At 45.0% G+C, this 13,443-nt stretch carries 15 protein-coding genes; 13 read left to right on the top strand and 2 right to left on the bottom strand.

Features of this window, described 5'->3' with window-relative positions:
* Positions 1-277 precede the first annotated feature (277 nt).
* From PAEAM_RS26475 to PAEAM_RS26465, 3 genes are all read left to right on the top strand, one after another.
* Positions 278-505, top strand: a complete 228-nt coding sequence (locus PAEAM_RS26475; protein WP_165790061.1) for a hypothetical protein — start codon at positions 278-280, stop codon at positions 503-505.
* 146 nt (positions 506-651) lie between these two features.
* Positions 652-1,266, top strand: coding sequence for a hypothetical protein (locus PAEAM_RS26470; protein ID WP_100529474.1), 615 nt, complete (start codon positions 652-654; stop codon positions 1,264-1,266).
* Positions 1,267-1,478: 212 nt separating this feature from the next.
* Positions 1,479-1,781: a YunC family protein gene (locus PAEAM_RS26465; protein ID WP_017689545.1), complete on the top strand. Its 303-nt coding sequence runs from the start codon at positions 1,479-1,481 to the stop codon at positions 1,779-1,781.
* A 106-nt stretch (positions 1,782-1,887) separates the two neighbouring features.
* On the opposite strand, the gene mtnA is transcribed toward PAEAM_RS26465, so the two are convergent.
* Together mtnA and mtnK are read right to left on the bottom strand one after the other, a co-directional pair.
* Complete coding sequence (gene mtnA / locus PAEAM_RS26460) at positions 1,888-2,961, bottom strand: S-methyl-5-thioribose-1-phosphate isomerase (protein ID WP_100529473.1); 1,074 nt, start codon at positions 2,959-2,961, stop codon at positions 1,888-1,890.
* A gap of 23 nt (positions 2,962-2,984) precedes the next feature.
* The gene (mtnK, locus tag PAEAM_RS26455) at positions 2,985-4,202 is read right to left on the bottom strand and encodes an S-methyl-5-thioribose kinase (RefSeq protein WP_207765605.1); all 1,218 of its coding nucleotides are present in this window, start codon (positions 4,200-4,202) and stop codon (positions 2,985-2,987) included.
* 296 nt (positions 4,203-4,498) lie between these two features.
* On the opposite strand from mtnK, the gene PAEAM_RS26450 reads away from it, so the two are divergent.
* The 10 genes from PAEAM_RS26450 to PAEAM_RS32000 all read left to right on the top strand — a co-directional run bounded on the left by PAEAM_RS26450 (position 4,499) and on the right by PAEAM_RS32000 (position 13,413).
* The gene (locus PAEAM_RS26450) at positions 4,499-4,960 is read left to right on the top strand and encodes a Dps family protein (RefSeq protein WP_017689542.1); all 462 of its coding nucleotides are present in this window, start codon (positions 4,499-4,501) and stop codon (positions 4,958-4,960) included.
* 124 nt (positions 4,961-5,084) lie between these two features.
* Positions 5,085-5,660, top strand: coding sequence for a DUF1802 family protein (locus PAEAM_RS26445; RefSeq protein WP_100529471.1), 576 nt, complete (start codon positions 5,085-5,087; stop codon positions 5,658-5,660).
* Positions 5,661-6,038: 378 nt separating this feature from the next.
* The gene (gene sufC, locus PAEAM_RS26440) at positions 6,039-6,821 is read left to right on the top strand and encodes a Fe-S cluster assembly ATPase SufC (RefSeq protein WP_036609931.1); all 783 of its coding nucleotides are present in this window, start codon (positions 6,039-6,041) and stop codon (positions 6,819-6,821) included.
* A 25-nt stretch (positions 6,822-6,846) separates the two neighbouring features.
* Positions 6,847-8,151: a Fe-S cluster assembly protein SufD gene (gene sufD, locus PAEAM_RS26435; protein WP_036609929.1), complete on the top strand. Its 1,305-nt coding sequence runs from the start codon at positions 6,847-6,849 to the stop codon at positions 8,149-8,151.
* A complete protein-coding gene (locus PAEAM_RS26430) occupies positions 8,148-9,368 on the top strand; it encodes a cysteine desulfurase (RefSeq protein ID WP_047842300.1) in 1,221 nt (406 codons plus the stop codon). The genes sufD and PAEAM_RS26430 overlap by 4 nt, the downstream gene beginning before the upstream one ends.
* The gene (sufU, locus tag PAEAM_RS26425) at positions 9,358-9,789 is read left to right on the top strand and encodes a Fe-S cluster assembly sulfur transfer protein SufU (RefSeq protein WP_017689537.1); all 432 of its coding nucleotides are present in this window, start codon (positions 9,358-9,360) and stop codon (positions 9,787-9,789) included. Before PAEAM_RS26430 ends, sufU begins: the two co-directional genes overlap by 11 nt.
* Before the next feature lie 20 nt (positions 9,790-9,809).
* On the top strand, positions 9,810-11,207 hold the full coding sequence (sufB, locus tag PAEAM_RS26420) for a Fe-S cluster assembly protein SufB (RefSeq protein WP_036669904.1): 1,398 nt from the start codon (positions 9,810-9,812) through the stop codon (positions 11,205-11,207).
* Positions 11,208-11,359: 152 nt separating this feature from the next.
* Entirely contained in the window at positions 11,360-12,193 is an 834-nt protein-coding gene (locus PAEAM_RS26415) for a jacalin-like lectin (RefSeq protein ID WP_243391470.1), read from the top strand.
* 209 nt (positions 12,194-12,402) lie between these two features.
* Entirely contained in the window at positions 12,403-13,122 is a 720-nt protein-coding gene (locus PAEAM_RS26410; RefSeq protein ID WP_100529470.1) for a M23 family metallopeptidase, read from the top strand.
* Between the two features lie 150 nt (positions 13,123-13,272).
* Positions 13,273-13,413 (top strand): hypothetical protein, encoded by a 141-nt coding sequence (locus PAEAM_RS32000; protein ID WP_017689533.1) that lies wholly within the window; start codon positions 13,273-13,275, stop codon positions 13,411-13,413.
* The last annotated feature ends 30 nt before the right edge of the window (positions 13,414-13,443 follow it).

Genomic DNA, 13,443 nt, shown 5'->3' with positions numbered 1-13,443 from the left:
GATCGGGAAATTTGTTGACCGATGCAGTCCATTATTTTTGGAGAGCGCGTATTGGCATTTACGGAGCAACTACCGTACCTCATTTTGGAGTAGAGCCGCAAAGTGCTGGTACATGTAAATAATGAACCCGTATGAGACAACATTCATCTTATGCCCACTTTAATTGTTTGTACTCTGACGTTTAACAACCGTCTTCTCGTTATTATGTTACAATATGCTCATCACACATTAAGGAATGAAGACCATGCATCAAGAGGACAGTGTATTTGAACAGATTATGAAGCAGAAAAGATTGAAGCCTGTCAAGCCTGAAACTACAACAGTTCAAGTTAAACCAATACATAAAAAGAAACTAGCTCAGGAGCCATTAAGTGAATTGGATGTCCAGTTCAAAAAGTGGGTAGCTGAATCAATAGACCGCAGTGTACTTCATAGACGTGTACTGGGAATTAGAAGAGAGTTAACGGAGATAAGGAAATTAAAGAATGATGAGCATACGTTTTAAGGTAGGCCCAATTCAACTCACCTTGGGTGAGGGGTGCTTTTATTAGTGTTTATTCCCTGCGTTCTAATCCCTTCTATCGAATCCCATAGACCCGCTCCTTTTGGCATGGTATAATAATTCCATAATTTAGGAGAAGAGGTCTACATATGAAGAAGTTGGTTTTATCGTTTTTAGTTTTATTATTGTTTGTCGTTTCAACTACATATGCACCCGCACCAGCAACAGCAGCTACTAAGTATGATTTTAAAAATGTCAATTGGGGAATGACAGTCAATCAGGTTAAAAAGAAAGAGAAGTCGAAATTGTTAGATACAACCAAAATCAAGGATATCTCGCTACTGGAATACAAAACAACGGGATTCAGAGTAAACGCAAAACTAGTATACATATTTTACAAAAACAAATTAGTACGTGCAGTATACGAGATTTATCCTAATGATTCTAGTAAAACCACTATGGATAAGTACTATAAATACTTCAGCATAAAACGTGATCTCTTAGACGAATATGATGGTTCAATTAACTTCAAAGATGGTTTAACTCCAGGTGGGAAACGAGTACTTTATGATAGCGAGGACGTAGAAAAAGATTTAGTCACGGGTGCTATTGCTCTTGAATCTAATTGGGTAATTGACAAGAAAAAAACCAGTATCAGTTTAATGTTGGCTAGGGTTACTGATGCTGTAAGACTTAGAGTGATATACACAGATTATAATTTAAAGTATGACCTTGATGAACTTATAGATGCTCAAAAATATTAATGATTATTATGAGAGCTGCCTCATTTCTGAGGTGGCTTTTTATATTCCAATGAAAGTGTATACTATATCAAAGTCTGCGAGGAGAATTACCAACAATATATTTGAACTGTAAGTACCTACATTTTCTCAAACACGGCAGGTGTCCACACGACAATCCAGAATGAGGCATACAATTATCGTGACCTGTGGAAGAGGAGGTGGATCGGGAAATTATGGTGACGATGGAGCCTATTGTAGTTGGAGAACATGTATTAGTTGGGGTAGAAGTCAAGCTGCCCAAAACAACTTTGCTGACGATTAACACATCCAAAGGATATATCATGTGCGGAGCACTCGACGTGGGATTACTTAATGAGAAGCTCGGGGATCGCAAAATTATTGCAGCTCGGGCGGTTGGTGTGCGTACACTGGAGCAATTGTTGCATGCACCTATGGAGTCGGTGACAACAGAAGCCGAGGCCATGGGCATTACGGTTGGCATGACGGGTGTAGAGGCTTTGTTGAAAATGATCTAAGCACTAACAAAAGGGCTCCCTATGGGAAGCCCTTATTTAACGCCGTAATACAGAGCCTGGCACATCGTAACTTCCACCTCTATACACACGAACGCTTTCTATTAAATTAAGCTTCTTCCTTCGCGAACAAGGCAGCCAGATTTTCTTGGAAAGGTGCGCGAACAACACCTTTTTCCGTGATAATAGCTGTTACATATTCGTTAGGCGTTACGTCAAATGCTGGGTTGTATACTTTAACACCTTGCGGTGCTGTACGTTTACCAAATCCTTCGGTCACTTCTTCCGCAGCGCGTTCTTCAATCGGAATCAGGTCCCCGGATGGAGTGGACAAGTCGATAGTCGACAATGGGCTGGCTACATAGAACGGAATATTGTGAGCCTTGGCAAGCACGGCCACACTGTAGGTTCCGATTTTGTTAGCTACATCGCCATTGGCAGCAACACGATCTGTTCCGACGATAACGGCTTGAATCCAGCCTTTGGACATGACCATGCCTGCCATGTTATCACAGAGCAGCGTAACGTCAATGCCGGCTTGCTGTAACTCAAATGCAGTCAGGCGTGCACCCTGAAGTACAGGACGAGTTTCGTCTGCAAATACTTTCAGGTGAATGCCACGTTCCTGTGCGAGATACATTGGAGCAGTTGCCGTACCGTATTTCGCCGTGGCTAGTCCGCCTGCGTTGCAGTGAGTGAGTACACCCATACCATCTTCGAATAAAGGCAGTGCATTCTCGCCGATCATGCGGCATACTTCTTCGTCTTCTTTCTGAATCAACAGAGCTTCTACTTCAAGAGCATCATTGCCCTCATCCAGGCTCAGGCCGGATTCAACGATCTCATTTGCTTTTTGCATCATGCGATCGAGTGCCCAGAACAGGTTCACCGCTGTAGGACGGGAAGTAGCCAGATGAGCACATATGGATTTTACGTGGTCCAACCAACCTTGAACAGTTGTTCCGTCATATGATTTGGCACCCAATACAACACCAAACGCAGCAGCAATACCAATCGCCGGAGCACCGCGCACTTTCATGGAGTGGATGGATTCCCATACTTCCTCGGGTGTATACAATTTCAACATGAGGATCGTTTCGGGCAGCAGACGCTGGTCAAGCATTTCAAGCTTGTCCTTTTTCCAGATGAGAGAGGACAGAGGCTGATATTCAGGGGTTGTCATGGATGGTTCCTCCGTTCCTTATGTTAAACCTTAGTAGTAGTAACAGCTGTGGATACAATATCCAGTACTTCGCCGATGGTATTCAAGCAACGATTGTTCTTGATCAATGCTTTACCAATAGACAACGCTTTACGCTGAGCATGTTCACGTTCAGTTGCATTTGGAATCGTATCTATATCCGCCACGTGAGCGAGTCCCACGATACGACGAACCATTTTGGCACCTGCAAAGCCGATCGAATCTCTGAACAATTGTTGCACATACAGATCCTGATAGCCTGGCGTTTTTGCCATTGGATCAACGAGGTCATTAACCCAGAGGGCACGTAAACGAGATTCGAATTCAGTCCATACATCACGAACCATATTCAGCAAAAGCGTCTCACGTTCACGCAAAGCAGTCTCATCCTGAATCCATCCTGGCAGGGAGGCGTAATTCAAGAGCAGGTTCGCAAGGACTGCACCGACATCAAATCCCATGGGGCCGTAATATGCAAATTCGGGATCGATGACCTTGGTTGATTCAGGTGTAACAAAAATACTGCCTGTATGCAGATCTCCATGAAGCAATGCCTGCCCATGTGTTAGGAATTTTTCCCGCAGCAAGGCCACTTCAAGGTGAAGCTTTCCATCTGTACGAAGGGCTTCAGCCTCGTCCTCAATGGAAACATCATAATTATTTTTCTCAGCGATCCGGTAGGGTTCATCAAAGATCAGATCCTCCGTTATTTTGCATTGGTCCGGATTAATGAATCTGCCCTGTTGTTCCTTCTTCAATTGCTGATCCATGCCCAAGTCGGATGTGAAGAACAGCGTTCTTGCCAGGAATTCCCCGATATGCTGTGCAAAAAGAGGATAGGAAACACCTTCGATCAGGCCTTTGCGCATGATCACATGATCACTCAGATCTTCCATAACCGTTAACGCAAGGTCATCATCGTAATGATACACTTCGGGTACCATCCCTGGACACAGACGGTACTCTTCCTGAAGAATCTCACGTTCAATGCGGGCACGTACCAGAGAGAGCGGCCATGATTCTCCAACCACTTTCGCATAAGGAAGCGCCTGTTTGATAATGATACTTTTATCGGAGTTCTGATCCGTGATGTGGAATACCAAATTCAGATTGCCATCGCCGATCTCGTGACAATCCAGATTTGCATCTGCCGCAAATGGACCCGGTAATGTTTTGGCCAGTTCAATTGCATCCTGGGGGGTAAACGGGCGATATTGGGACAAAGGTGCCACCTCCATATATATGAAGAAACAGGAAAACCCACTTCTTTGCTTGGTATATGTCAGTATATCGGAAATAACGCGGTTTTTGAACTTTTTTTTGAGACAAGTCAAGTCGATCCTGATTCGAACTTCCGGTTCAAGGGTAAAAACAAATAGGCCGGACGGTTGAGAGAAACGCCGTTAACAAGCCTCTCCACTACATGTGGTGACACATTATTAACTCTCTGTTATGTATTGCGGGACAACCTGCTTATCATGGCATGACAGACTAATTTTAAATAAAGGATGGGATTAATATGGCTACAAAAAACAAAACAGATCAAGCAAAATCGGTGGAACAAGTACTTAATCGTCAGGTAGCTAACCTGAACGTATTGTATGTTAAAATCCATAACTATCACTGGTACGTTAAAGGACCTAACTTCTTCACGTTGCATGTGAAATTCGAAGAGTTCTACAACGAAGTTACAGTACAAATGGATGAAATCGCAGAGCGTATCCTTACGCTGAAAGGTAGCCCGGCGGCTACAATGAAAGAGTATTTGGAGCTTTCCTCTATCCAGGAAGCAGCAGGCGGAGAAGACGCAAAAACAATGGTGCAAAACCTTATCGAGGACTTCGCTACACTTTCGAATGAATATCAGGAAGGTATCGAAGTTGCAGATGCAGCTGAAGATCAACCAACATCCGATATGCTGACAGGCTTTAAGGCTGACCTGGAGAAACACATGTGGATGCTTCGCTCTTTCCTGGGTTAATATAGCCAAGATTTCGCCTAATACAAATGGTCTCTTACGTAAGCTTTCTGAGCCCGGATCATGTTGTCAGAAACGCCCTGAGCGTCTATACTGCTGACAAGAACGATAGGGGAGGGGACCGCTTATGTTAGAACCAAAGATACCGGCTTTAAAAGAATGGGCTTCTGCAATCAAAGCGCTGGAAACGGGTCGCCAGATTATGGTGATGCGCAAAGGTGGGATTGTAGAGGAAACCCAACATTTTGAGCTGAAAAGTCCGGCGTTTTACCTGTATCCGACTTATGAACATCAGCGTAAAGAACTGATTAAGTCCTCGGATCAATCCTATGTTGAAGAATCACTGGCCGAATGGGTGCCCGAAGCTTCGACAATCCGTATTACTGCATATGCCGAAGTAACGCAGGATCTGGAGATACGAGATCAGGAGATGCTGGATCGACTTCTTGACTTTCATATGTGGACAGCGGATTTTGCCGAAGACCGTTTGAAATGGAAACGGAAAGATCCGCTCCATGTATTGATTTTACGTGTGTACCTTTTGAAAGAACCGATGGAAATCCCCGTACTGCCTGAATATAATGGTTGCCGTTCATGGATTTCTATTCCGAATGGTCCGGTGCCGCGCGAAATGACGCCGGTGGTGGACGTTGCGGATTTTGACGAACAGGTACAGAAGATTAACGAGATGCTCAAATTGTAAATGGTAACGTTATTTAACGGAGGGACTTGTCCATAATATGGATGAGTCCTTTTTTTAGATTAGTGTACAGCAGATGACATAAAAGCTTGAATTGCTGTGATTTTTCTCACTGTGCATTTGTGCTTAAGATGTTTTCTGATTTGATTCAATTTGTCTTTTACTATAGAATCAGAAAGAATAAGGTTTCATGCAATGGACAAAGGTTCTTAGGAAATGACTTGATTATCATTGAGAATCAGTTTAGAATTATTCTAAAGTGTTCTTGCTTTAAGAATCGAGTACAGGAGAAATTCAGGGGAAGCCCTGTTCAGATATAATAGGCGCTTTTTCGTTTTCGACAACTAACATCAATTTAATCAATGGAGGGAAACAATACACATGGCTACGAATTTCGTCATTGAAGGTCTGAAAGCGACGATCGAAGGTAAGGAAATCCTGAAAGGCATCAACCTGGAAATGAAAGGTGGAGAAATCCACGCAATCATGGGACCAAACGGAACAGGTAAATCCACTCTGGCTTCTGCATTGATGGGTCACCCTAAATATGAAGTAACAGACGGTAAAATTACACTTGATGGTGAAGATGTATTGGATATGGCTGTAGATGAGCGCGCACGTGCAGGTCTCTTCCTGGCTATGCAATACCCAAGTGAAATTGCAGGTGTTACGAACTCCGACTTCTTGCGTAGTGCAATTAACGCACGTCGTGGCGAAGGTAACGAGATCTCTCTGATCAAGTTCATTCGTCAAATGGAAGGTAAAATGAAAGAACTTGACATGAACCCTGAGTTCGCTCACCGTTACCTGAATGAAGGTTTCTCCGGTGGTGAGAAAAAACGTAACGAGATTCTGCAAATGATGCTGCTTGATCCGAAAATCGTAGTACTTGATGAAATTGACTCCGGTCTGGACATCGATGCTTTGAAAATCGTGGCTGACGGTGTGAACGCTATGAAGAGCGAAGACCGTGGCTTCCTGATCATCACTCACTACCAACGTCTGTTGAACTACATTACGCCTGACTATGTTCACGTAATGATGCAAGGTCGTATCGTGAAATCCGGCGGACCTGAATTGGCTCACCGTCTGGAAGCGGAAGGGTATGACTGGGTAAAGGCAGAGCTGGGAATTACAGACGAAACTGTAGGCCAAGAAGCGTAAAGACAAAACGGAGGAGGATTAATTAATGACTACACAAACAATTCTTCCGGTTGAATCTGAAGCGCTTCGCGCCTTGTCGGAAAGCAACAATGAACCCGGCTGGTTGACCGAACAGCGGCTCGAAGCTTTAAAGCTTGCGAGCGGGCTTGCGCTTCCTAAACTGGAAAAACAAAAAATCGAACGCTGGAATGTCAGCGAGTACGGAACATATAAAACAAGTGAAGCTATTTCTTCTTTGACAGAAGTACCTGCTTCTATCAAAGATCTGGTTCAGGATCAAGCTGAGGGCAGTCTGGTTATCCAGCGCAATTCCGGTACGGTATACTCCAAGGTGTCTGCTGATTTGGCAGCAAAAGGAGTTATCTTCACGGATCTGGCTACAGCGGTTCGCGAACATGGCGATCTGGTAAAACAATATCTGAACACAGCAGTGAAAGCGGATGAGCATTCCCTCGCTGCATTACATGCGGCACTTTGGAATGGCGGGGTCTTCCTGTATGTTCCGAAAAATGTCGAAATCGAAGTACCACTGCAAGCAGTGTTGCTTACGGACGACGCATCTGCAACGTTTGCACCTCACGTGCTTGTAGTTGCAGAAGCAAACAGTTCAGTAACTTATGTTGATAACTATGTATCTGGCGAATTGTCCGCACCTGTTTTCCATAATGGAGTTGTGGAAGTATTCGCAAAATCCGGTGCTAAAGTACGTTTCGCATCGGTTCATCAACTGAGTGTGAATGTAACTGATGTTTCATTCCGTCGTGCAGTGTTGGAGAATGATGCTTCCATCGAGTGGATTGTAGGCGAAATGAACAATGGCGACACAGCGAGCAACACGATGACCGTGCTGAAAGGCAATGGATCAAGTTCTGATTCCAAAGTCATCGCTGTAGGTTCCGGTTCGCAGAAAATCAACTACACCACAGAAGCTCGTCACTTCGGTAAGAATACGCCAAGCCAGATGATTACACGTGCAGTTATGCGTGAAGAAGCTTCTGCAATCATCAACGGCATCACGAAGATTGAGAAAGGCGCTACCAAAGCTGATGGACAGCAGACAGAGAAAGTGTTGATGCTGAGCCCTAAAGCACGTGGAGACGCCAACCCAATTCTTCTTATTGACGAGGATGATGTAACAGCAGGTCACGCGGCTTCTGTTGGTCAAGTCAATGCCGAGCAGATTCATTACTTGATGTCGCGCGGAATTAACCGTACGGACGCCGAACGCCTGATCATCTATGGCTTCCTGGCTCCGGTGGTGGCGGATATTCCTCTGGAAGCACTGCGCACCCAATTGCAGTCCCTGATTGAGAAGAAGCTGGGACAATGAACCCGTCCATTCGCGAGCAGTTCCCGATCCTCCACCAGGAAATTAACGGACACCCGCTCGTATATTTAGATAGTGCTGCAACTTCACAGAAGCCTCATGCTGTGATCGAAGCAGTCAAACATTATTATGAGTATGAGAACTCCAACGTACACCGTGGTGTTCATACCCTTGGAAGCCGTGCAACGGACGCTTACGAAGGCGCACGGGAGAAGGTAGCCAAGTTTATCAATGCCCGCAGTACACAGGAGATTATCTTTACTCGCGGGACAACGACAGCCCTCAATCTGGTGGCTTCATCGTACGCCCGCGCCAATTGCAAAGAAGGCGATGAAATTGTTATCACGCAAATGGAGCACCATAGTAATCTGATTCCTTGGCAGCAGGTTGCCAAGGAGACAGGTGCAACATTGAAATACATTCCGCTTCAGCCTGACGGTCATATTGAATTGGCTGATGTTGAGAAGACGATTACGAACAATACTAAAATTGTAGCAATCGCTTATGTATCCAATGTTATGGGTCTGATCCATCCTGTGAAACAAATTGCTGAAATTGCACACCGCAATGGTGCTGTCATCGTTGTTGATGGCGCACAAAGCACACCTCACATGAAGGTGGACGTTCAGGATCTGGACTGTGATTTCTATGCATTATCCGGTCATAAAATGTGCGGACCAACCGGAATCGGTGCACTCTACGGCAAAAAGGCGCTGCTGGAGTCCATGGAACCCATTGAGTTCGGTGGTGAAATGATTGATGATGTGGGTCTGTACGAATCCAACTGGAAAGAGCTTCCCTGGAAGTTCGAAGGTGGAACCCCGATTATCGCAGGTGCGGTAGGGTTGGGAGCTGCCATTGATTTTCTGGAGCAGATTGGTATGGATGAGATCGCACATCATGAAAGTGTGCTGGCAGCTTATGCAACAGAACGACTGGCCGAGATCGATGGGTTAACCATCTATGGCCCAGCCAAGCGGCATGTGGGTGTTGTTACCTTTAATCTGGGGGATGTTCATCCGCATGATGTGGCAACCGTGCTGGATGCGAGTGGCGTAGCCATTCGTGCCGGACACCATTGCTGTCAACCGCTAATGCGCTGGCTTGAAGTTAGCTCAACAGCTCGTGCCAGCTTCTATCTATACAATAACGAACAAGATGTAGATCGGCTTGTCAGCGCCTTAATTCAGACAAAGGAGTATTTTGGCGATGCAACTTGATGATCTGTACAGACGTGTTATAATGGACCACTACAAAAACCCGCGTAACCGCGGAACATTTGATAATGACGCTGTCACGGTGAATTTGAACAATCCAACGTGCGGCGACCGGATTTCACTGCAAATTTTGCTGAAAGACGGAATCGTCCAGGAAGCCAAATATACGGGTGAAGGTTGCTCCATCAGCATGTCCTCTGCATCGATGATGACAGAGGCCGTCAAAGGCAAAACGATGGAACAAGCACTCGATATCGCTAACCGTTTTTCCTCACTGATGAAAGGTGAAGAAGTCGATTTCGACGATTATGAAGATCTCGAAGCCCTATCCGGTGTGAACAAGTTCCCTGCACGCATCAAATGTGCCACTCTGGCCTGGAATGCATTACGCAAAGGGATTGACGAAGAGAACAAAGTACAATAACGATAGGGAGGTAGAGCAAGATGGCTAAAAAAGCACCAGAAATGGAAGAGTACAAATATGGTTTTCGCGACGAGCACAAATCCATCTTTCAAACCGGTAAAGGTCTGACTGCAGAAGTGGTTACCGAAATTTCCAAGATTAAGAATGAACCGGAATGGATGTTGGAATTCCGTTTGAAATCCCTGAAACAATTCGAAAAGATGCCAATGCCAAAATGGGGCGGAGATCTAGACGGATTGGATTTCAATGAAATTCAGTATTATGTGCGTGCTTCGGAGAAACAAGGTAAAACATGGGAGGAAGTTCCTTCCGAAATCAAGGAAACCTTTGATAAATTGGGTATCCCTGAAGCAGAACAAAAGTTCCTTGCAGGTGTATCGGCTCAGTATGAGTCCGAGGTTGTATACCACAACATGCAAAAGGAATTGGAAGACCAAGGTGTAATCTTCATGGATACGGATACGGCTCTTAGAGAGCATCCGGAAATCCTGCGTGAATATTTTGCAACGGTTATTCCACCAGCAGATAACAAATTTGCTGCATTGAATAGTGCGGTATGGTCCGGAGGAAGCTTTATCTACGTGCCTAAGGGCGTTAAATGTGAAGTACCTCTGCAAGCCTACTTCCGGATTAACTCCGAGAATATGGGACAATTCGAGCGTACACTCATCATTGCGGACGAAGATAGCTTCGTTCACTATGTAGAGGGATGTACAGCTCCAATCTACAGCACGAACTCACTGCACAGTGCGGTTGTTGAGATCATCTGTAAGAAAAATGCTCGTGTTCGTTACACAACGATTCAAAACTGGGCACCAAATATCTACAACCTCGTTACAAAACGTGCGGTTGCAGAAGAAAATGCAACGATGGAATGGGTCGATGGTAACATCGGTTCCAAACTGACGATGAAATATCCAGCGGTTGTACTGAAAGGCCGTGGAGCTAAAGGTTCCGTACTCTCCATCGCTGTAGCTGGTAAAAACCAGCATCAGGATGCAGGTGCGAAAATGATCCACTTGGCTCCGGATACAACATCTACGATTGTATCCAAGTCCATCAGTAAACATGGTGGTAAAGTAACGTACCGTGGTTTGGCTTCCTTTGGACGTCAAGCTGAGGGCGCGAAATCCAACATCAAGTGTGACACACTCATTCTCGATAATGAGTCCACATCAGATACAATTCCTTACAATGAAATCATGAATGATAACATCATGCTGGAGCATGAAGCTACAGTATCCAAAGTGTCTGAGGATCAACTCTTCTACCTGATGAGCCGTGGTCTGACTGATGCAGAAGCAACACAGATGATTATCATGGGCTTCATTGAGCCATTCACGAAGGAATTGCCAATGGAATACGCCGTTGAGATGAATAGATTGATCAAATTCGAAATGGAGGGCTCCATTGGTTAATCCAATGCAGCGCCTTTCGAAGCCGTAAAGCTGAAGCTAGTTGCTGATGTTAAGCGGTAGATATCGTTTTATGTGATCGAATACCCTCTAGAGCAGACTTTTTAAAAAGTCTCTCCAGGGGGTATTTTTATTCAAAAAATCTGGGGATAACAGTGATCAGAAGGTTATTCTGTTATCGGAGTGGCAAGCGACTCTCCAATTACATAAAGGAGCACTCGGACGGGAACGCAGTTATCGTATTTGGGGATACCAATACACGGTACACCCGTGCTGCTGACAATATAGAGTTGCTCATGTCTGAGAATGGTTTAAGCGATCCGTGGATCGATTTGATTCGAGGTGGGAGTATTCCTGCTGATGGAGAAGCACTTATGGATGCAACCAATTTAAATGGACCTAACTATGAAATTGTCGACAAAATTTTGTATCGCGGAAGTAAAGCGTTGTCCCTTAATGCACAGAGCTATCGGTTAGAAAATCAAACGTTTGTTGACCCGAGTGGGAAGCAACTCTCCGATCATTATCCGATTACAGCGGAATTTGTATACAGCACATCTTCTCAGTACCAACTAAGTTCAACAATCGGAGGATCCGGAGGAACTGGGTTTAATGATCTGAATCAGATTCCCGATGCCAGACCTAGCTCAGTGGTGCTTAATTCAGGAAATCGTGTAGACGGCATTTCAACGCTGTACAGGGATGGAACGAACCTAGTACATGGTGGTCAATCCAACATTGCCACACTGAACTTGGCAGACGGAGAGTACTTAACCGAGGCAACAATTGGTCAGGGGACACGTAATGGAGATAAACGGATCTTTTACGTGGAGTTGACCACTAATCTTGGAAATAAAGTTGAAGGCGGACAAAAGACCTCGGATCAAATCAAACTTGAGGCACCAGCGGGGTGGTACATTGCCGGATTTTATGGAAGAGCAGGACAGGAATTGGATCAGCTAGGGGTCATATACAGACCTCTGAATTAGAAGTGAGCAGTGGTTAAAATGAAATAATAATATATAGATCTCATAGAGTGTTCATATTAGCACAGCGCCGCTTGGAATATACGTTGGAGAGAGACCATAAGGTTTCCCTAATGATATTCTGAGCGGTATTTTTGTGGAATAAAATAAGACCAATAGCACAAGCCATTTCATAGATTTAAGCATTTAATGATAGAAAAGGATGTGAGTGTATGAGCGTGAACCCTTTCGAGGGATATCGGATTACAAGTTCATTCGGCTATCGAATTCATCCTATTCATGGTGGACAGACATTTCACCGCGGAATTGATCTCGTGACAGAGCCTTGGAATGGCCCCGTCTATGCCTTTATGGAAGGCAGGGTACGTTTTGCTTCGGAAGGAGTTACAGGCTCCGGATTCGGCGGTTACGGGCTTACAGTTGCCCTTCAAGATCATCGTGGCTACTTGCATTGTTATGCTCACCTTTCGCGGATTGCCGTAACCGTTGGGCAGCGGGTGAAGCGAGGCCAGCTTATCGGTAATCAGGGAAGCACGGGTCAGAGTACCGGCCCGCATGTACATTATGAGATTCGTAAAACAAGTGCGCCATCGTACGGGTATACAGCCAGCGAAGATGGTGTGACAGAACCGGGTGCGTATCTACAGGCCGAATACGGAACTGCATCTCAGGAACAGGAGGCTCCGCCGATGACTACTGAGCAGAAGAAAATGTTTGAAGCCATGCAGAAAACGCTGGAGATTCAAGGGGGATGGATTCAGCAACAGGAGCAACTTTCCAATATGGATTGTCCCGCATGGGCGCAGCAAGCATTTGATTATTATCGACCGTTTATTATGAATGACAAAGGCAGTTATGAATTTTGGAGATTACTTGTTATCATGTACCGCAAGGAAAAAGGCATCCAGGTTCATTCGGAGTCCGACATATAGTTCCCTACAAAGAACAGGGAGTAACAAAAGGCTGATCCACTCAGGTAGATGCAGACAGACAACCATTTATCGAATGTTGCCTGTTCGCCCGGTTCATTCCAACGGAAACGTCATATGTTAGGGTATACCTGATGAAGAGGAGGCAATCACATGAGCGAAGTAGGATATGGCTGTGGTGGCAACGTAGGCGGAGTAGGCGGCGTTGGCGGATACAATATGTTCACAAACACTGGTGCAATCTTGGTACTGTTCATTCTGTTGGTTATCATCACAAAAGCATTCTGTGTGTAATTCCAACATGATCGAATCGGAATAGACAAA

The organism is Paenibacillus sp. GM1FR (genome assembly GCF_002803315.1).
Taxonomy (GTDB): domain Bacteria; phylum Bacillota; class Bacilli; order Paenibacillales; family Paenibacillaceae; genus Paenibacillus; species Paenibacillus amylolyticus.
This window is presented reverse-complemented; position numbering and strand designations above follow the sequence as displayed.

Excerpts from the sequence above, each read along its gene's own strand:
- sufB (WP_036669904.1), top strand. The coding sequence starts at position 9,810 with ATGGCTAAAAAAGCACCAGAAATGGAAGAGTACAAATATGGTTTTCGC.
- mtnA (WP_100529473.1), bottom strand. The coding sequence starts at position 2,961 with ATGACAACCCCTGAATATCAGCCTCTGTCCTCTCTCATCTGGAAAAAG.
- PAEAM_RS32000 (WP_017689533.1), top strand. The coding sequence starts at position 13,273 with ATGAGCGAAGTAGGATATGGCTGTGGTGGCAACGTAGGCGGAGTAGGC.
- PAEAM_RS26450 (WP_017689542.1), top strand. The coding sequence starts at position 4,499 with ATGGCTACAAAAAACAAAACAGATCAAGCAAAATCGGTGGAACAAGTA.
- PAEAM_RS26470 (WP_100529474.1), top strand. The coding sequence starts at position 652 with ATGAAGAAGTTGGTTTTATCGTTTTTAGTTTTATTATTGTTTGTCGTT.
- PAEAM_RS26475 (WP_165790061.1), top strand. The coding sequence starts at position 278 with ATGAAGCAGAAAAGATTGAAGCCTGTCAAGCCTGAAACTACAACAGTT.
- sufC (WP_036609931.1), top strand. The coding sequence starts at position 6,039 with ATGGCTACGAATTTCGTCATTGAAGGTCTGAAAGCGACGATCGAAGGT.
- sufU (WP_017689537.1), top strand. The coding sequence starts at position 9,358 with ATGCAACTTGATGATCTGTACAGACGTGTTATAATGGACCACTACAAA.
- PAEAM_RS26465 (WP_017689545.1), top strand. The coding sequence starts at position 1,479 with ATGGTGACGATGGAGCCTATTGTAGTTGGAGAACATGTATTAGTTGGG.
- sufD (WP_036609929.1), top strand. The coding sequence starts at position 6,847 with ATGACTACACAAACAATTCTTCCGGTTGAATCTGAAGCGCTTCGCGCC.
- PAEAM_RS26445 (WP_100529471.1), top strand. The coding sequence starts at position 5,085 with ATGTTAGAACCAAAGATACCGGCTTTAAAAGAATGGGCTTCTGCAATC.
- PAEAM_RS26410 (WP_100529470.1), top strand. The coding sequence starts at position 12,403 with ATGAGCGTGAACCCTTTCGAGGGATATCGGATTACAAGTTCATTCGGC.
- PAEAM_RS26430 (WP_047842300.1), top strand. The coding sequence starts at position 8,148 with ATGAACCCGTCCATTCGCGAGCAGTTCCCGATCCTCCACCAGGAAATT.